Annotated in this window: 16 protein-coding genes and 1 riboswitch; of the genes, 9 read left to right on the forward strand and 7 right to left on the reverse strand. The window is 62.9% G+C overall.

Features of this window, described 5'->3' with window-relative positions:
- Positions 1-187 precede the first annotated feature (187 nt).
- Together SAZ10_RS30410 and SAZ10_RS30415 are read right to left on the reverse strand one after the other, a co-directional pair.
- Complete coding sequence (locus SAZ10_RS30410; protein WP_318613221.1) at positions 188-1,807, reverse strand: caspase family protein; 1,620 nt, start codon at positions 1,805-1,807, stop codon at positions 188-190.
- 236 nt (positions 1,808-2,043) lie between these two features.
- Positions 2,044-2,346, reverse strand: a complete 303-nt coding sequence (locus SAZ10_RS30415; protein ID WP_318613222.1) for a BolA family protein — start codon at positions 2,344-2,346, stop codon at positions 2,044-2,046.
- Positions 2,347-2,592: 246 nt separating this feature from the next.
- Here SAZ10_RS30415 and SAZ10_RS30420 point away from each other — a divergent pair, with 246 nt between their 5' ends.
- The 4 genes from SAZ10_RS30420 to SAZ10_RS30435 all read left to right on the forward strand — a co-directional run bounded on the left by SAZ10_RS30420 (position 2,593) and on the right by SAZ10_RS30435 (position 7,276).
- Positions 2,593-3,207: a J domain-containing protein gene (locus tag SAZ10_RS30420; RefSeq protein ID WP_318613223.1), complete on the forward strand. Its 615-nt coding sequence runs from the start codon at positions 2,593-2,595 to the stop codon at positions 3,205-3,207.
- Between the two features lie 95 nt (positions 3,208-3,302).
- Positions 3,303-4,289, forward strand: a complete 987-nt coding sequence (gene cobS / locus SAZ10_RS30425) for a cobaltochelatase subunit CobS (RefSeq protein ID WP_318613224.1) — start codon at positions 3,303-3,305, stop codon at positions 4,287-4,289.
- A gap of 9 nt (positions 4,290-4,298) precedes the next feature.
- Complete coding sequence (gene cobT, locus SAZ10_RS30430) at positions 4,299-6,200, forward strand: cobaltochelatase subunit CobT (protein WP_318613225.1); 1,902 nt, start codon at positions 4,299-4,301, stop codon at positions 6,198-6,200.
- On the forward strand, positions 6,197-7,276 hold the full coding sequence (locus SAZ10_RS30435; RefSeq protein WP_318613226.1) for an esterase-like activity of phytase family protein: 1,080 nt from the start codon (positions 6,197-6,199) through the stop codon (positions 7,274-7,276). Before cobT ends, SAZ10_RS30435 begins: the two co-directional genes overlap by 4 nt.
- Positions 7,277-7,439: 163 nt before the next feature.
- Here the strand turns inward: SAZ10_RS30435 and SAZ10_RS30440 are convergent, their stop codons facing one another.
- The 3 genes from SAZ10_RS30440 to rpmB form a co-directional block, all read right to left on the reverse strand.
- Entirely contained in the window at positions 7,440-8,987 is a 1,548-nt protein-coding gene (locus tag SAZ10_RS30440; RefSeq protein WP_318613227.1) for an acid phosphatase, read from the reverse strand.
- A 213-nt stretch (positions 8,988-9,200) separates the two neighbouring features.
- Complete coding sequence (locus SAZ10_RS30445) at positions 9,201-9,887, reverse strand: queuosine precursor transporter (protein WP_318613228.1); 687 nt, start codon at positions 9,885-9,887, stop codon at positions 9,201-9,203.
- A gap of 158 nt (positions 9,888-10,045) precedes the next feature.
- Positions 10,046-10,342: a 50S ribosomal protein L28 gene (rpmB, locus tag SAZ10_RS30450; RefSeq protein ID WP_318613229.1), complete on the reverse strand. Its 297-nt coding sequence runs from the start codon at positions 10,340-10,342 to the stop codon at positions 10,046-10,048.
- A gap of 258 nt (positions 10,343-10,600) precedes the next feature.
- Between rpmB and SAZ10_RS30455 the strand changes: the two genes are divergently transcribed.
- On the forward strand, positions 10,601-11,392 hold the full coding sequence (locus tag SAZ10_RS30455) for a DUF3108 domain-containing protein (protein ID WP_318613230.1): 792 nt from the start codon (positions 10,601-10,603) through the stop codon (positions 11,390-11,392).
- A 53-nt stretch (positions 11,393-11,445) separates the two neighbouring features.
- Positions 11,446-12,336: a DMT family transporter gene (locus SAZ10_RS30460; RefSeq protein ID WP_318613231.1), complete on the forward strand. Its 891-nt coding sequence runs from the start codon at positions 11,446-11,448 to the stop codon at positions 12,334-12,336.
- Positions 12,337-12,480: 144 nt separating this feature from the next.
- Here SAZ10_RS30460 and gloB read toward each other — a convergent pair whose 3' ends face one another.
- Positions 12,481-13,248: a hydroxyacylglutathione hydrolase gene (gene gloB, locus SAZ10_RS30465; protein ID WP_318613232.1), complete on the reverse strand. Its 768-nt coding sequence runs from the start codon at positions 13,246-13,248 to the stop codon at positions 12,481-12,483.
- A gap of 273 nt (positions 13,249-13,521) precedes the next feature.
- On the opposite strand from gloB, the gene SAZ10_RS30470 reads away from it, so the two are divergent.
- On the forward strand, positions 13,522-14,304 hold the full coding sequence (locus SAZ10_RS30470) for a class I SAM-dependent methyltransferase (RefSeq protein ID WP_318613233.1): 783 nt from the start codon (positions 13,522-13,524) through the stop codon (positions 14,302-14,304).
- Between the two features lie 98 nt (positions 14,305-14,402).
- Here the strand turns inward: SAZ10_RS30470 and metA are convergent, their stop codons facing one another.
- Positions 14,403-15,329 (reverse strand): homoserine O-acetyltransferase MetA, encoded by a 927-nt coding sequence (metA, locus tag SAZ10_RS30475; protein ID WP_318613235.1) that lies wholly within the window; start codon positions 15,327-15,329, stop codon positions 14,403-14,405.
- A 56-nt stretch (positions 15,330-15,385) separates the two neighbouring features.
- Positions 15,386-15,463: riboswitch (SAM riboswitch) on the reverse strand.
- Positions 15,464-15,542: 79 nt separating this feature from the next.
- Between metA and hisC the strand changes: the two genes are divergently transcribed.
- Both hisC and SAZ10_RS30485 read left to right on the forward strand, forming a co-directional pair.
- Positions 15,543-16,646, forward strand: coding sequence for a histidinol-phosphate transaminase (gene hisC / locus SAZ10_RS30480; RefSeq protein ID WP_318613236.1), 1,104 nt, complete (start codon positions 15,543-15,545; stop codon positions 16,644-16,646).
- Positions 16,647-16,871: 225 nt separating this feature from the next.
- Entirely contained in the window at positions 16,872-17,846 is a 975-nt protein-coding gene (locus SAZ10_RS30485) for a prephenate/arogenate dehydrogenase family protein (RefSeq protein ID WP_412535329.1), read from the forward strand.
- Positions 17,847-17,887: the final 41 nt, after the last annotated feature.

A 17,887-nucleotide genomic window follows, 5' to 3' on the forward strand; every position in this document is an offset into this window, starting at 1 on the left:
ACCTACGAGGTCGACCCCCACTCCGGTTCGCTTCGCGAACCACCTCTCCCCCGATCGACGGGGGAGGAAGCGCCGGCCGCGATGCCTGGCGCCCTTCCTCTCCCCTTTTGAGGGGGAGAGGTGCCGAGCGAAGCGAGGCGGAGAGGGGGTCCGCGCCCCCATATCCGATTGCCTTAGCAGAACTCTGTCAGTGCTTGCCGATAGCCACGCCCAGCGCCGTGCCGAGCAATGCGCCCGCGGCGAAAGACCCGACCTCGGAGCCGCCGTTGTCCACCGGCGCGCCGGTTCCGCGCGGCCTGTAGGGAATGTCGTCCTCGGCGGTCTGCTGCGAGTTCTTCTTGCGGGCTGTGTTTGCCGTTTTCTGCGTCACCTTCGCGGCGCTGGCCGCCTTCGAAGCCTGCTTGCGTGATTCGGCAGCAGCCTTCTGGGTCTCATACTGCGCACGCACTCCGGCCATCAGGGGATCGGTCTGAACAACCAGAAGCATATGTTGCTGCGGCGTCAGATAGGTGGTCTCGGCGATGCCGCTGTCGCGCTGCCATTCGCCGATCGCGGAGCGGGTGCGGGGACCGAGCGACCCGTCGAAGCCGCCGGTGCTGTGGCCAAGCGCGCTGAGCCTGAGCTGCAGGTCGATCCGCTCCTCCTTGCCGAGCTTGATCTGAGCTTCCGTCTCGGGCGTGCCCGGGGTCTGCTTCACATCGTCAGGTATCGCGACGCCTGTACGGATCTGCGACGCCTCTGTCTGGCTCGACACGGCGGCAGCGCCCGCGCCGGTCGGTCCGGCGCTGGCAGTCTGGTTGGCGCCGGCCTGCTTGAGCTGGTCGATATTGAGCCGGGCGACGCTGGCGAAACGGCCATTCGGATATTGTGACAGATAGAGATCGTAATGCGCGATCGTGTTGCGCTTCGAGGCCTCATCCCACAGCTTCTGCTCGACGGTCCAGTCGACCTCTGAGCCGTTGACGGCAGACTGAGGCGCGCCGGTGGCCGCCTGCGGATTGGATCGCGTGTCGGGCGGCGGCGCCCCGAGAAAAACTTCGCGTCCGAGCGACGCATTCGCCCATGGATGCTGGGCTCCATTGGTGGCCTGCGAAACGTCGGCGCGCACCCGGGTCAGTGCGCTCTGGATTTCGAGACCCGGCGTCGTGAGATGCCTGGCAAGCGCGGTGGTGTACGGGCTGTTCGCCCCTTTACCGTCATAGGCGACTGCCTCGGGATCGGTTGCATAGGCAATCAGCAGGCCGCCGGAATCGTGGGTGCGCCCAGCTGCCTGGACCGCGGCTAGGCCGGCACCCATCGAGCGGCTCTTGGGGAGCGCTGCGGCCAAGGTGCGGGCAAGCGGGTTGTCACGGCAGGCGTCGAGGATGACGATGCCGATAGCCGGATCGGGCGGGAGCGCGTTGAGCACGTCGTCTACCGGGATAGTGCGTGTCTGCAGCTGCGCAGTATTTTGCAATTCCGCGTCGACGGGAATGAGGTAGTTGCGCTGATCGACCTGCAGGCCGTGACCGGCATAATAGACCACGGCGATGTCGGCGTCATAGGCAGCCTCCGTGAACTGATCGAGCAGTCTGCCCATGTCGATCTTGTTCAGGTCTTCCCCCTCGATCACCGAAAAACCTGCCTTGCGGAAGGTTTCGGCCATCAGCTTGCCGTCATTGATCGGGTTGGGCAGGGTGACGGCATGGACATAGGCGCTGTTGCCGATCACCAGCGCGACCCTTTTCCCCTCCACCAGCGCAGAAGCGCTGCTGAGGCCAAGTGCTGAGAAGACGATTGCCGCGGCTGCGAGCAGATATCGGCGCATGAGCCCACCCCCGAATTGGGACGGAGCGGGCTCGATCTCGGTGTCACGATCTCGAGGAACTGAGCCGCCTGCGCCCATTCCGTTGCGTAACGTATAGGCAGTGACGCGTCAAATCATGCCATTGAGCAATATCTAGCGACGCGGATGTTTCAGCATTATGCCGGCGCGCAGGCTGGAATTGTTACAGCCGTCCAGCGCAAGAACCGTGGTCGTTGACCATGGTGATATCTGCTAGCTCACCACCTCGTCTTTTCGCCCGGTGCTGCAGGCTCGATTGCCAGCGCGTGCAGGCCGGCTTTCAGCTCCGGCGTCAGCAGATCGTTGACGGCACGGTGGCGCTCGACGCGGCTCATGCCCGCAAAGGCGGGCGAGACGATGCGGACGCGGAAATGCGTCTCGCCGGTCCCGTCGAAGGTCATCTGGTGGCCGGATTCGACGTGGTGGTGCCCGGCGTGGAGATGGCTCTCGTTGATGACCTCCAGCCGCTCGGGCTCAAACGCGTCGGCGAGCTTCTTTTCGATTGTCGTTTTGATGGACATTCTGCCTCGTCCTCACCAAATAAAGCGCATCCAGGAAAATGGCTTCCGGCTCTCTGTCTGAATGCGTCATAAGAAGCGCATCCGGTGGAACGGATTCGGGTCCGCCGGGCGGAGTGCGACAGAGAGATGGGTCGGTGCACTGCCGCGCTTCAAGACGTCTTTAAGCCGCGATTCAGCGGTTAGGGTCATCTTCTGGAAAATGTCAATTCTTGTTTCGCAGCGCGAACGTTCCATAATCGCAAGGCAATGAGCGTCTATACGAAGTCCTTCGACAAGATCAGGGTGCGCCGCGATCGGCAGGCGGAGCTCAAGTCGCACGCGCCCCGCTGCCAGTGGGACGGCTGCGAGGAAGCCGGCACCCATCGCGCGCCCGTCGGCCGTATGAGGGAAGGGGAGTATTTCCGCTTCTGCTTCGAGCATGTGCGCGAGTACAACAAGGCCTACAACTACTTTTCCGGGCTTACCGACAACGATATCGCGCGCTTCCAGAAGGAGGCGCTGACGGGTCATCGCCCGACATGGACGATGGGCGCCAACGGCCACACGCGCGTCGGGCCGGATTTTGCGCAGAAGCGCTCCGGGCGTGCCGGCTATTATGCTCGCATCCATGACCCGTTCGGGATGTTCGGCGACCGAGGGGGCGAGGCGCCACGCGAGCGAAAGGCCAAGCCGCTTGAGGCCAAGGCGCTGGAAACGCTTGGACTTGACGCAAAGGCGACTGGCGCGGAGATCAAGTCCCGCTATAAGGAACTCGTCAAACGCCACCATCCGGATGCGAATGGGGGTGACAGAGGTTCGGAAGACCGGTTCCGTGACGTGCTCCAGGCCTACCGAGTGCTCAAGCAGGCTGGTTTGTGCTGAGCCAGGTTTGTATTGAGTCTACGGTCTGCTAAAGACCGCCTCCGACTTGAGAGATGTTAGCCGGCAGGTCCCAAGCTGCCGCGCGCGAGGATGGAATGAACAAGGTCGATCGCGATATCGCCAACCTGCCGGACACGACTGTCTCGGTGAAAGACACTTTCGGCTTCGATTCCAAGATGGTGGTGCCGGCCTATTCGGTTGCCGACTCCCACGTCCCGGACATCGATCCCGACTATATTTTCGACAGGCAGACGACGCTCGCGATCCTGTCTGGCTTCGCCTATAACCGCCGCGTCATGGTAGCCGGCTACCACGGCACCGGCAAATCGACGCATATCGAGCAGGTGGCGGCCCGGCTCAACTGGCCCTGCGTGCGCGTCAACCTCGACAGCCATGTCAGCCGTATCGATCTCGTCGGCAAGGACGCGATCGTGCTTTCCGACGGAAAGCAGGTCACCGAATTCCGTGACGGCATCCTGCCCTGGGCCTACCAGCACAATGTCGCGCTCTGCTTCGACGAATACGATGCGGGCAGGCCGGACGTCATGTTCGTAATCCAGCGCGTGCTGGAATCCTCCGGACGCCTCACGCTGCTCGACCAGAGCCGCGTCATCAGGCCGCACCCCGCCTTCCGGCTGTTCGCCACGGCCAATACGGTCGGCCTCGGCGACACCACCGGCCTCTATCACGGCACGCAGCAGATCAACCAGGCGCAGATGGACCGCTGGTCGATCGTGACGACCCTGAATTACCTGCCGCACGACAATGAGGTGGCGATCGTGCTCGCCAAGGCGAAGCACTACCGCGACGCCAAGGGCAAGGAGATCGTCAACAAGATGGTGCGGGTCGCGGACATGACGCGCCAGGCCTTCATCAATGGCGACCTCTCGACCGTGATGAGCCCTCGCACCGTGATCACCTGGGCCGAGAATGCCGAGATCTTCGGCGACCTCGGCTTTGCTTTCCGGCTCACCTTCCTCAACAAGTGCGACGAGCTCGAGCGGCCGGTCGTCGCCGAATTCTATCAGCGTGCCTTCGGCGAGGAATTGCCTGAGTCGGCGGCCAACGTCGTGCTCAGCTGACGGGGGTGCATGGCGGGTCCGGGCGACAATTCACGCGGCAAATCGCGCAGCAGCGCGGAGACGGACGGCTTCAAGCGGGCCGTCGGCATCTGCATGCGAGCGATTTCCGGCGATAATGAGCTGGAGGTCGGCTTCGCCAAGGACAAGCCGGCGCTGGCCGGCAACCGCGCGCGGCTCCCCGACCTGCCGAAGAAGCCATCGGCCCAGGACATAGCTGTCACCCGGGGGCTCGGCGACTCCATGGCGCTCAGGCGCGCCTGCCATGATATCCGCATTCACAGCAAGCTCGCGCCCGAAGGCAAGCAGGCGCGCGCCATCTTCGACGCGGTCGAGCAAGCGCGCGTCGAGGCGATCGGCTCCCGCGCGATGAGCGGGGTCGCTGCCAATCTCGGTTCCATGCTCGAGGACAAATTCGCCCGCGCCAATCTTGCCGATGTGCGCGACCAGGCCGATGCGCCGCTCGAGGAAGCCATAGCGCTGATGGTGCGCGAACGGCTGACGGGCAGGCAGGCGCCGAAGAGCGGCGAGCGGGTCGTCGACCTCTGGCGCGAATGGGTGGAAACCAAGGCCGGCACCGACATAGACGGGCTCTTGGACAAGCTCGACGACCAGCAGGCTTTTGCGCGGGTCGTACGCCATATGCTCGCCTCGATGGACATGGCCGAGGAACTCGGCGACGAGCAGGAAGCCGAAGACAGCGAGGACGACAGCGACGACCAGCCGCAGGGCGAGGAACGCTCGGAGGAAGGCGACCAGGACGATTCCGGCGCGGACCAGTCGCAGTCGGAGGATGCCGAAGCCTCGGCCGACGAGGAGCAGGCCGGTGAGATGGAGGCGTCCGACGCCACGGCCGACGATGTCTCGGACGACGAGGACACCGACGCCGAGACGCCGGGCGAAGCCAAGCGCCCGGAGCACCCGCTCACCAACCTGCCGCGCGACATCGACTACAAGGTCTTCACCACCCAGTTCGACGAGACGGTCGGGGCCGAGGATCTCTGCGACGAGGAGGAGCTCGACCGGCTTCGCGCCTTCCTCGACAAGCAGCTCACCAACCTGCAAGGCGTCGTTGGGCGGCTCGCCAACCGGCTGCAGCGCCGCCTGATGGCGCAGCAGAACCGGTCGTGGGACTTCGACCTCGAGGAGGGCTATCTCGACACCGCGCGGCTCGTTCGCGTGGTCATCGATCCGATGCAGCCGCTTTCGTTCAAGCAGGAGCGCGACACGAAATTCCGCGATACGGTGGTGACGCTGCTTCTCGACAATTCCGGCTCGATGCGCGGGCGGCCGATCACCGTCGCGGCGACCTGCGCCGATATCCTCGCCCGCACACTCGAGCGCTGCGGCGTCAGCGTCGAGATCCTTGGCTTCACGACCCGCGCCTGGAAGGGCGGTCAGGCGCGCGAGAAATGGCTGAAGGAGGGCAAGCCCGGCAATCCAGGCAGGCTCAACGACCTCAGGCATATCATCTACAAGTCGGCGGATGCGCCCTGGCGTCGCGCCCGCCGCAATCTCGGCCTGATGATGCGTGAGGGGCTGCTCAAGGAAAACATCGACGGCGAGGCGCTGCTGTGGGCGCATCAGCGCCTGATCGGACGGCCGGAGCAGCGGAAGATCCTGATGATGATCTCGGACGGCGCGCCGGTCGACGATTCGACCTTGTCGGTCAATCCCGGCAATTATCTGGAGCGGCATCTGCGAGCCGTGATCGAGCTTATCGAGGACCGATCGCCCGTCGAACTGCTCGCCATCGGCATCGGCCATGACGTCACGCGCTACTATCGGCGCGCCGTCACCATCGTCGACGCCGAGGAGCTCGCCGGCGCCATGACCGAGCAGCTTGCCGCCCTGTTCGCCGAGGAAGGAACCCGCGACGCACGTCGCAGTCCGGCACTGCGGCGGGCTGGATGAGAGGGGGCGCTCGCCCCAGAACCGCTGCCGTTGTCGCGCTTGCAGTGCTTGGGCTTGCCATTCCTGCCCCGGCCGGCGCGCCGCTCGAACCGATCACGATTCACAGCCGTCCCATCAGTCAATTCCATATCCGCCGCAACGAAAAGGGGTTCGGCCCGCTCGAATTCGTCGGAGGGCTCGAGATGACCTCGTCTTCCGCCGATTTCGGTGCGCTGTCCGCAATGCGGTTCACCAAGCCGGGGAGCGATTTCGTCGGCGTCGCCGACACCGGCTTCTGGTTCTTCGGTACGATCAAGCGTGACGCCGAACAGCGGCCGTCGGGAATAGCGGACTTTCGCATGGAGCAGATGGTCGACGAGAACGGCAAGGTCATCAACGAGAAATGGCTGGCCGACGCCGAGGGGCTCGACGTGAAGGATGGCGTCGCTACGGTCGGCTTCGAGCGCGAGCACCGAATCGCGCAGTTCAGAATCAAACCTGGCGACATGAAAGCCGCGTTCCGCACGCTCGATTTCCTGGTGCCGAAGAACGAACTGCGCAAAAATCGCGGCTTCGAGACGGTGACGCGGGCCGATCCGCAGAGTCGGCTGAAGGGAGCACTGGTCGTCGTCTCCGAAAAGAGCCTCGATAAGGACGGCAACATCTTAGCAGCGATCATCGAAGGGCCGGCGAAGGGCATCTTCACCGTTAAGCGCAGCGGCGATTTTGACATAACCGACGGCGCCTTCCTGCCCGACGGCGACCTCCTTATCCTCGAGCGTTCCTTCAGCATGGCTTCGGGCGTGAAGATGCGGCTCAGACGCATCCACGGCGAATCCATCGCCAAGGGCTCGGTGGCAGACGGGCCGATCCTGCTGCAGGCCGATATGGGTTACCAGATCGACAACATGGAAGCGTTGGACGTCTGGCGGCGCGCCGACGGCGCGCTGATGGTTTCCCTGATGTCCGACGACAACCACTCGATCCTGCAGCGCAACCTCTATCTGGAATTCATCCTGCACGAGGGCGAGGAGTGGTCGTCGCAGACGATGAAGAGCGAGCAGTTCGGGTTTCCGGATAAAGGGCCGGAGCAATAGGGGCCAGAACCTTCAGTTTTCAGCTTGGCGCTGCCCCTCACCCTTACCCTCTCCCCGTAAAAGACGGGGAGAGGGGGCGGCAACGTCTCAGAATCCCCTCTCCCCGTTTTTCACGGGGAGAGGGTGAGGGGCAGCGCCGACATAAAGCGAGTTGCAGACCGCGCTAACCGCCAAGATCGAGCGCCGCGGTGAGGTCACCGAGCGGCGGTTGGCCGTTGGCCCTCAGCGCCGCGTCGCGTGCGGTGAGCCCATCCAGCATCGGCAGTCGATAGCGCGCGGTGATCAGCCGCAGGATCGAGGTCGTGTCGTATTCGGTGTGGTCGACCGTGCCCTTCTTTGCGAAGGGCGACACGATGATCGTCGGAATGCGGTTACCCGGGCCGAAGCGGTCTGCCTTCGGCGGCGCTACATGATCCCAGAACCCGCCATTCTCGTCATAGGTGACGATGACCACCATGCCCGGCCATTGTGGGCTCTTTTCCAGATGCGAGACGACGTCGGCGATGTGCTGGTCGCCGGAGAGGACGTCGGTATAGCCGGCATGCTCGTTGAGATTGCCTTGCGGCTTGTAGAACGTGACCGCAGGCAGCTTGCCGGCATCGACATCGGCCAGGAACGCGGCGCCGTCCATGCCGCCGTCCTTGAGATGCTCGGCGCGCGCCGGCGTGCCAGGCGCCATATTGGCGAAATAGTTGAAGGGCTGATGATGATATTGGAAATTCGGGACCGGCGTTGCGTTCTTCCCGTCGAGCGCAGCCTGCCAGGCACCGGCATACCACGCCCACGGAATGCCTTTCTGGGTGAGACGATCGCCGATATTGGCCATCTTCTGGGGCGGCAGAGTGGTCGGCTTGGCCGGATCGGCGTAAGCGGGGTCGCTGCCGTCAGCCGGCTTGTTGCCGCTAGGCTGGTAAGGCGGCTGCATTGTGTTGACGGCGTAGAAATCGGGCGTGAGATTGCCGTCGGACACGAATTTCGGGATGCCTTCGAGCGCCGACTTCGGCGAGTCCGCGGCTACCGTCAAGGTCACGCCGTCCTGGTCCACCGCCGCGATGGTCGGCTTGGCCGGGCTCTTGTCGGCATCGGGGTAGCTCGGCGCGCAGGCGCAGATCAGCACGAAGTGGTTGAGGAAAGAGCCGCCGAAGGCGCCCTGGAAGAAATTGTCGGCGAGCACGTATTTTTGCGCCACCTTCCACATGGGCAGCTTCGAGCCGTCATAGTGGCCCATCACCAGACCACCTGAATCGGCCCAGGCCACGAACTTGTCGTTCTTGCCACCGTCGATCTGCATCTGCTCCTGGTAGAAGCGATGCCAGAGATCATGGGTGGCGATTGAGATCGGTTGGTTGAAGCCGTTCGGGTCGTCGATGGCGAAGACGGCGTTGGGCAGATGCGCCGACTGCTGCTCGGCTATCGCTGGGATGACGCCTTTGGCCGTAAGACCGCCCCACACCGGCGGCAGCTCGCTCAGCACCTTGCCGTCGCGATCGAGTTGCTGCGCCTGATCCGCTGAGACCACGTGAAGTCCGTTTGCGCCGGGAAAGCTGCCGTAAAGATTATCGAAGCTGCGGTTCTCCGCATAGATGACCACGATGTTGGAGATCTTCTCCAGGCTCGCTTGCTGGGCGAAAGCGCTACCGACGAGGCAGGCGAACGTGATGGCGGTCCCTGCCAGCAGGGAAGCTTCGGACAGCAATCTGGGGGTGTTCATGGCTCAGCCTCTTTTGCAGGCGAAAACCCATCTCTCGCGCAATGGCGAGGCCCCACCGCTCACCAGCATCAATGGCTACGGTAGCCTTTTAATGACATCGCACCGCTATGTGTCCTTGTCCAGGGCGGCCGTATGCATTGGTGATGCAGAGCTTTGCCGAAGAACAGTTGCGTTGCGATCGTTGTTGCAGCTGGAGATCCGCCGCTTAGTGTCTCAGGCGCCGGCGACAGCCGGCGGTTGTGACCAGCGGGCCGCAATCAGGCGATAGGGGATCAATGCGAAGACCGCGATCGCGAGCTTTACCGACAGGTCGCCGAGCGCCCAGGACACCCAGCGCGGCGCTTCCATGGAAAGCGCGCCGAACAGCGGCGCGCTCTCCAGCGCGAAGGCGTCCTCCGGGCCGACAAAGGCGAACAGCGCCGCAAAGGCTATCGAGAAGAAGATCGCCGTGTCTAGCACCGAGCCTGCGAGCGAAGCAAAGACCGGCGCCCGCCACCAGGACTGGCGCCTGAGATGATTGAACACCGTCACGTCGAGTAGCTGGCCGATCAGGAAAGCCGTGCCCGAAGCTGCTGCGATGCGCACCAGCCGGCCGGCAGCCGTCTCGAACTCGACGAGCCCGAAACGATGGAGCAATGGCGGAAAGACGATCGAGCAGATCACAGCCGTCATGAAGCCGACGAAGACGACGCGGCGCGCAACGAGCGGGCCGTAGCGACGGTTCGCAAGGTCGGTGATCAGGAAGGAGAACGGGTAGGTGAATGCGCCCCAGGTCAGAATATCCGCGAGCGCGAGGCCGCCAAGTGTGCCTTGCATCGGAAACTGCACGAGCACATTGGAGGCCACGACGACCAGCGCCATGGCGACGACAAACGGGATATAGGCGGAGGGCCGATTCATTTTTTTATCCTGGGTGATGGAACCAGTTGGGGTCGCAAGTTCAGCAGCTTGCGCGCGACCGGACGCAAAACCGGCGCCCAGATTTGCTGATCGCGCCGGGCGGCAGAAACCCACTCACACTTGGAATTCTGGAAGCCGGCGAGGCCGGGAGCGGCCGATCAGGCTGCCGGCTGCTCGGCGAGCTTCTTGGCGACCTGCTTCTTCAGCAGGCGGGCGCGCTGCGAGAGCTCGGCTGCGTCGGCCTTGATCAAGAAGGCGTCGAGACCGCCGCGATGCTCGACCGAACGCAGTGCGTTGGCCGAAATGCGCAGCCTGACATTGCGATTCAGCGCCTCTGAAATCAGCGTCACGTTGACGAGGTTCGGCAGGAAGCGGCGCTTGGTCTTGTTGTTGGCGTGGCTGACGTTATTGCCGGTCAGCACCGCCTTGCCGGTCAGTTCACATTCGCGCGACATTTTTCACGTACCTTATCGTTCAAAGCCGTATTCCAAAGCGATATGCCCGCAACGTATCGGCGCGCGGCATTCTTTGGCGGCCCTATGGGAAAAGTCGGCGTTCCATAGTGACATTTGCCGGCTGCGTCAAGCCGGGCGGGGCGCCGCCTTGATTTCCACAAAGCCGCCGGAATGCGGCCATACGGAACGTTCTTGAAGGGAAATGAGGCTGGCGGCTAGCGTTCGAATTCACGGCATCGGCAGCCGACAGAGCATCATATGGCATTTCGACTTTCGGCAATAGCCTTTGTCGCAGGACTGGCGCTGCCGCTCTCGGCAACAGCGGCCGTCGAGCCCGTGCAGACCTTCTCGGCCGACTATTCGGTTACCTTCTTCGGGTTCACCGTTGCGCGCTCGAGCTTCGTCACCAGGATCGGAACCGATCGCTACGATGTCGACGGCTCCGTGGAGAGCGACGGGCTTGCGAGCTTTTTCTACGATACGACCGCGAAAACCAAGGTCTCCGGCCGGATCGACAAGGGCCAGCTGTCGCCCGAGGTCTACTCCGTCAACTATGTCTATGGCGAAAAGTCGAAGAGGACGTCGCTGCAGTTCGCCAAAGGCAACGTAGTAAAGGTCTCCAACTCGCCGCCCTTGCCGCCACGCCGTGCCGACTGGGTGCCGGTCGGCGCGAAGGAGCTGGAGGCGGTGCTCGATCCACTCACCGCCACTCTGATCAGGGCCAAGGACCTGCGGTCGGTCTGCGATCACACGGCGAAGGCGTTCGACGGCGAACTGCGCGCTGACATGCAGCTCTCTTACGTCGACATCGCGCCTGTCTCGATCGGTGGGTATGAGGGCGATGCCGTCACCTGCGCCGGTCGCTTCAAGCCAGTCGCTGGCTATCATCGCGGCAACAAGTCGCTCAACTATCTCTCGACGAAGAGCCGAATTCTGGTGAAGTTTGCAGAGCTCGGCAAAACCGGCATATATGCGCCAATTCAGGCGAGCGTGAGCACCAGGGTCGGCACCGTCTCGATCCGCGCCAGGCGGCTCGAAGCATCGCGGTAGCGCATGATCCCGCTGCCGTTCACGGGCGGCGTGTGCCGATGGGAACCATCTGTATGGGACGTGCGACACTGATCGGGTTCTCGGCAGTCGCCATGTGGGCCCTGCTTGCGCTCTTCACGGGGGCGTCCGGCGCGGTGCCGCCATTCCTGCTCTCGGCGATGACCTTTGCCATCGGTACGTGCGTCGGGCTCGTTGCGCGGCTGGTATCGCCTCCGAAGGAACGATCGAAAATCCCGGCCCAGGTCTGGCTGATCGGAATCGCCGGGCTGTTCGGCTATCACTTCTTCTACTTCACCGCTTTGCGTAACGCGCCGGCCGTAGAGGCAAGCCTGATCGCCTATCTCTGGCCGCTCTTCATCGTGCTGGGTTCGGCGCTGATGCCCGGCGAAAGGCTCGCCTGGTATCACGTCGCCGGCGCGGTTCTCGGCCTGGCCGGTACGATGCTCATCGTCACAAAGGGTGGCGGCGTCTCCTTCGAGAGCCGTTATGCCTTCGGCTACGCCATGGCTGGCGTCTGCGCCTTCATCTGGTCGGCCTATTCGCTGCTGTCGCGACGCTTTCCGGCGGTGCCGACCAGCGTCGTGACATGGTTTTGCGCCGCGACCTCGGCGCTTTCGCTGATCTGCCATTTCGCGCTGGAACAGACCGTGCTGCCTGAAACCGCCGGACAGTGGCTGGCCGTGCTCGGCCTCGGCCTGATGCCGGTTGGCGCCGCCTTCTATGCCTGGGATCACGGCGTGAAGCGCGGCAACATCCAGGTGCTGGGCGCGGCCAGCTATGCCGCGCCCCTGATCTCCACCCTGGTGCTGATGGCAACGGGTTTTGCAGAGCCCAGCCTCACCATCTTCGCCGCCTGTCTGCTGATCACGGGTGGGGCGGTGCTCGCCGCGAAGAACCTGCTGTTCGGCCAACGCACAGCGGTAGCGAGCGGGGCGGGCGCCTGACGACGAGCGAGTAGCGAATAGTGAGTAGCGAATAGGGAGACTTGGTGACAGTGAGCAGGTCCTAGAAGGTTTCCTAATCCCTACTCGCTATTCGCTATTTCCTACTCGCTGTAAGGCTCCGATCCCGCCTCTGCCAGCTCGAAGTCAGAATACGTCCTTGCGCTTGCGGATCTCCGCAAAGACTTCCACGTCGGACGCATTCTCCATTCCGAGATTGCGGCGGATCACCGGGTCGTGCCAGCGCAGGAACGGGTTGGTCGAAAGTTCCAGCCCGATCGTGGTCGGCAGCGTCATCTTGCTTTCAGCGCGCAGCCTGTCGACTTCGGCCGCGCGCTCCTTCAACGCCGAGTTCGTCGGATCGACGGTAAGCGCGAAGCGCGCATTGGCTTGCGTATATTCGTGGCCGCAATAGACCTTGGTTTCGAGCGGTAGCGCCGCGAGTCGTTTCAGCGATTCGAACATCACCGGCGGTTTGCATTCGAGCAGGCGGCCGCAGCCGATGGCGAACAACGTGTCGGCGGCAAACAGCACGCCCGAATCGGGGAAGAGATAGGAGACATGGCCGGCCGTATGCCCGGGCGTCTCCATCACCCTGATCTTTTCGCGCCCGAAGGGGATGGTGTCGCCCTCGGCGACCGTCTCGTCGATACCGGGGATCTTCGCGGCCTCCTTTTTCGGGCCGATGATTGTCAGGTTCAGCTTCTGCTTCAGCGCGAGGTTCGCCTCGACATGATCGCCGTGGTGATGGGTGACGATGAGCAGGTCCGGCTTCCAGCCCGTGCGGGCGATCGCGTCCTGGATCGGGGCCTCCTCCGGCGCGTCGACGAGGAGCGTGCGGCCGCTTTCATCGTCATGGACAAGCACGCCGAAATTGTCGCTGCGGCAGATGAATTGCTCGATGCGGACGGCCATCGCTGATCTCCTGTTCTTGCGGCGGACGATAGGGCGGTCGACCCTGGCTGTTACCCGCTTTCCTGAACGCGTCAAGCTTCACAATCGGGGCGGGATGAAGAGCCGTCGTTCATCCTGGTCTAACATTTGGTTTTTGCAGCATGATCTCATCCGAAAACTCTGCAACTTTTTGCTGCGCTGACCTTCGGTTCGGGATCACGGTGCTTGGTTTCTGCAGCATGATCTTATCCGAAAAGTCTGCAACTTTTCGGGATCATGCTGTAGCGTCTCTTCATGAACTCGGACATCGTCGATCTACGCTCCTTCTACGCATCGCTAATCGGCCGGCTGGCGGAGCGCGCGATCGCAGTGGCCCTTGCGGAGGTGTGGGCGAATCTGCCCAACGAGCGGCTGGTCGGCCTGGGTTACGCGCTGCCCTGGCTCGACCGATTCGGATACGACGCCGAACGCGTCTTTGCCTTCATGCCCGGCACGCAAGGCGCGGTGAGCTGGCCGCCCGGCGGCCCGTCGACGACCGCGATGGTGTTCGACGAGGAACTGCCGCTACCGGATTCCGCGATCGACCGGATCCTGCTCGTCCACCTCCTCGAACATTCCGAAAACCCCCGCGAGACCTTGAAGGAGATCTGGCGCGTGCTCGCCCCCGGCGGTCGTGTGGTGATCGTGGTGCCGAACCGGCGTGGCGTATGGGCACGATTCGAGCACACGCCCTTCGGCACAGGTCGGCCTTTTTCTCGCGCGCAGCTCACCGAACTGCTCAGGGAAACCAATTTCACCCCAAGCTCCTGGAGCGAGGCTCTCTGCTTCCCGCCGTCGAAGCGGCGCTGGGTGATGCGCTTCCATCACCTGCTCGAGCGGACCGGCAGACGGTTCTGGCCGATATTTGCCGGTGTCGTGATCGTGGAGGCTCAGAAACGGCTGTACCAGGGCATCCCTGTCACGCAGCGCGCCTCCCGCCGCGTTTTCGTGCCGGTCCTTTCGCCGCAGGGCGCAGCCGGGGCGGCGGCGCGGCAGGGAATGGTGAGTAGCGAGTGGCGAGTAGCGAATAGTGAATAGTGAATAGTGAATAGTGAATAGTGCCTTCTATCTCAGCAATCCGCTGCTGTCATTCACCATTCACCATTCACCATTCACCATTCACTATTCACTATTCGCTATTCGCTATTCTTCCCAATCTTCTCCACGTCATAAGGCGCGGTTTGGTAGACTTGGTTGATCCAATTGCCGAAGAGCAGATGTGCGTGCGAGCGCCAGCGGTTGAGCGGCGGCCGGCTTGGATTGTCTTCGGGAAAATATCCGTGCGGCACCTCGATCGGCGTGCCGGCGGCTACGTCGCGGTCATACTCTTCCTTGAGCGACGTGGAGTCGTATTCGATGTGGTTGAACATATAGAGCCGGTTGCCGGTCTTTTCGGCAATCAGGCTGGGCCCGGTTTCATCTGAATCCATGAGCATCTCCAGGCCCGAGCCGGCAGGAATGTCGGCGGCTCGCACCTCCGTCCAGCGCGAAACAGGAATGGCGAAGTCGTCCGAGAAGCCGGCGAGATAGGGCGAGGCCGGAGCGTTGTTGCGATGGCGGAAGACGCCGAAGGCCTTTTTCTCAAGCGTATGTTTGGGAACGCCATGGAAATACCGGGCTGCCGCCATTGCTCCCCAGCAGATGAAGAAGGAGGAATGGACGTGGGACGTGGTCCAATCGAAGATGCGCGTCAGCTCGTCCCAATAGGTGACCTCCTCGAAGGGCAGGAGCTCGATGGGCGCGCCGGTCACGATAAACCCATCGAATCTGCGCCCCGCTACCTCCTCCCACGTCTGGTAGAAGGAGATGAGATGGTCCTCCGGCGTGTTCTTGGCCTTGTGATTGCCGATGCGCACCAAGGTCAGTTCCACCTGAAGGGGCGTGGCGCCGATCAGCCGTGCGAACTGCGTCTCCGTGCGGATCTTGTTGGGCATGAGGTTCAAGAGCCCGATCTGCAGCGGACGAATATCCTGCCGCAGCGCCGTCCGTTCGTCCATCACCGATACGCCCTCGCGCACGAGCACGTCGTGGGCGGGAAGCTGATTGGGAATTTTGATAGGCATGCGTAAGCTCTAAACAACAAAAAACCGGCGGCGAAAGTCGCAACCGGTCCAAATGGCCTCTGGGCCTTACGGTCCTTTAGCGACTTCTTTAACGTGGCTGCAAGCCGACCGGCCAAATCACCACGGAACACTGCACATTTAGAGCCGCCAAACCTTTGCGTCAACAAGGAAGCTTTGCTAGACGCATCGCACATCCTGACAGAGAGTCTTCCCGTGAACAAACCGTTGCGCCCCTTGCCGAAAACCGGCGTCCTGGACATCGCACCCTACGTGCCCGGCAAGAGCACCGCGCCTGCCGGTGTCGCGAAGGTCCATAAGCTCTCGTCCAATGAGAACCCGCTCGGCGCCTCGCCAGCGGCGATCGAGGCAGTGAAGAAGCTTGCCGCCAAGATGGAGTTTTATCCCGACGGCTCGGCGCAGCGGCTGCGCCAGGCGATCGGCGCCGCGCATGGGCTCAATCCCGACAACATCGTCTGCTCGAACGGCTCCGACGAAATCATCGGGCTTTTAGCGCAGACCTATCTCGGGCCGGGCGACGAGGGCATCATCACCGAGCATGGCTTCCTCGTCTATCGCAATTACATCCAGGCGGCGAGCGCCGTCCCGGTCGTGGCCAAGGAAAGCAACGAGCGCGCCGATGTCGACGCCATCCTCGCGGCGGTCACCGACAGAACGAAGATCGTCTTCCTTGCTAACCCGAACAACCCGACCGGCACCTATCTCCCGTTCGAGGAGGTGCGCCGGCTGCATTCGGCGCTGCCGAAAAGCGTGCTCCTGCTGCTCGACGCGGCCTACGCGGAATATGTCCGCCGCAACGACTACGAGGCCGGAATCGAGCTTGTCTCGTCGTCCGAGAACGTCGTTATGACGCGCACCTTCTCGAAGGTGCATGGGCTAGGCGGGATGCGCATCGGCTGGGTCTATGCGCCCGGCCATATCGTAGATGCACTGAACCGCATGCGCGGGCCGTTCAACGTCAACGCCGCCGCGATCGAGGCTGGCGTCGCCGCAATGGGCGACCGGGACCATGTCGAGGCGAGTGTCGCGCACAATAGCGAGTGGCTGCCCTGGGTGGTGGCGGAGCTCACCACGCTCGGCCTGAGAGTCACTCCGAGTGTCGGCAATTTCGTGCTCGTTCATTTCCTGGACGACGGCAAGCACACGGCGGAAGTGGCCGACGATTATCTCACCCAGCGTGGCTATATCCTGCGGCGCGTCTCGGCCTACGGCTTTCCGAATGCCCTGCGCATGACGGTCGGCACCGAAGAGGCCAATCGTGGCGTCATTTCGGCTCTTTCTGAATTCTTGAAGAGCTGATTGAGAGTTCGGAACAGATGTCGCGCCCCTTCGCGCCCCCCTCTGTCCTGCCGGACATCTCCCCCACAAGGGGGGAGATTGCGCCTTCACCTATGATTTCGCCAATCTCCAAGGATGGCGGTTGGCGAAACCAAAGCGGCCGGCCAATCTCCCCCCTTGTGGGGGAGATGTCCGGCAGGACAGAGGGGGGCGCGAAGGGGCGCGGTCGTCTCCGCCATTCCATCAATGCCACACCGGTCCAAGCCCTTGTCTGATCCTCTTTTCAACAAAATCGCCCTCATAGGCATCGGCCTCATCGGCTCGTCTCTTGCCCGCGTCGTGCGGCGCGAGAAGCTTGCCGGCCACATCGCCATCTCGACCCGCAGCGCAGCGACGCTCAAGCGCGCCGAGGAGCTTCGTCTCGGGGATTCCTATTTCGTGGACCCCGGTGATGCCGTGCGCGGGGCCGACCTCATCATCATCTCGGTCCCTGTCGGCTCGTCAGGCGAGGTCGCTCAAGCCATAGCGCCGGCGCTCAAGCCGGGGGCGATCCTCACCGATGTCGGCTCGACCAAGCGTTCGGTCATTGCGCAAGTCGAGCCGCACGTGCCGGAAGGCGTTCATTTCATTCCGGGCCATCCGCTGGCCGGCACGGAGAAATCGGGACCAGACGCCGGCTTTGCCGATCTCTTCGAGAACCGCTGGTGCATCTTCACGCCGCTGCCCGGCACCGACACTGAAGCGCTCGAACGCCTGTCGGAGTTCTGGCGCCGTTGCGGCTCCAATATCGATACCATGGATGCCGAGCATCACGACATGGTGCTCGCCATCGTGTCGCACCTGCCGCACATCATTGCCTACAACATCGTCGGGACGGCCGACGACCTGCAAGCGGTGACCAAGACGGAAGTCATCAAATATTCGGCCTCCGGCTTCCGCGATTTCACGCGCCTGGCCGCCTCTGACCCGACCATGTGGCGCGACGTGTGCCTGCACAACAGGGACGCGATCCTCGAAATGCTGGCGCGCTTCTCGGAGGATCTGTCGTCTTTGCAGCGGGCGATCCGATGGGGCGATGGCGACAAGCTATTCGACCTCTTCACCCGCACGCGCGCCATACGGCGGTCGATCATCGAAGCGGGGCAGGAGATCGACGCGCCCGATTTCGGCCGCCAGGCGGTCGAGCACCCGCAGGGCCTCGATCAGGTGAAGAAATCATAGAGCAGGATGAATCGGATCGGATTCATTCATCCTGCTCTAAG

Origin of the sequence: Mesorhizobium sp. BAC0120 (assembly GCF_033542235.1) — a bacterium.
In the GTDB taxonomy this organism is placed as follows: domain Bacteria; phylum Pseudomonadota; class Alphaproteobacteria; order Rhizobiales; family Rhizobiaceae; genus JAWRCU01.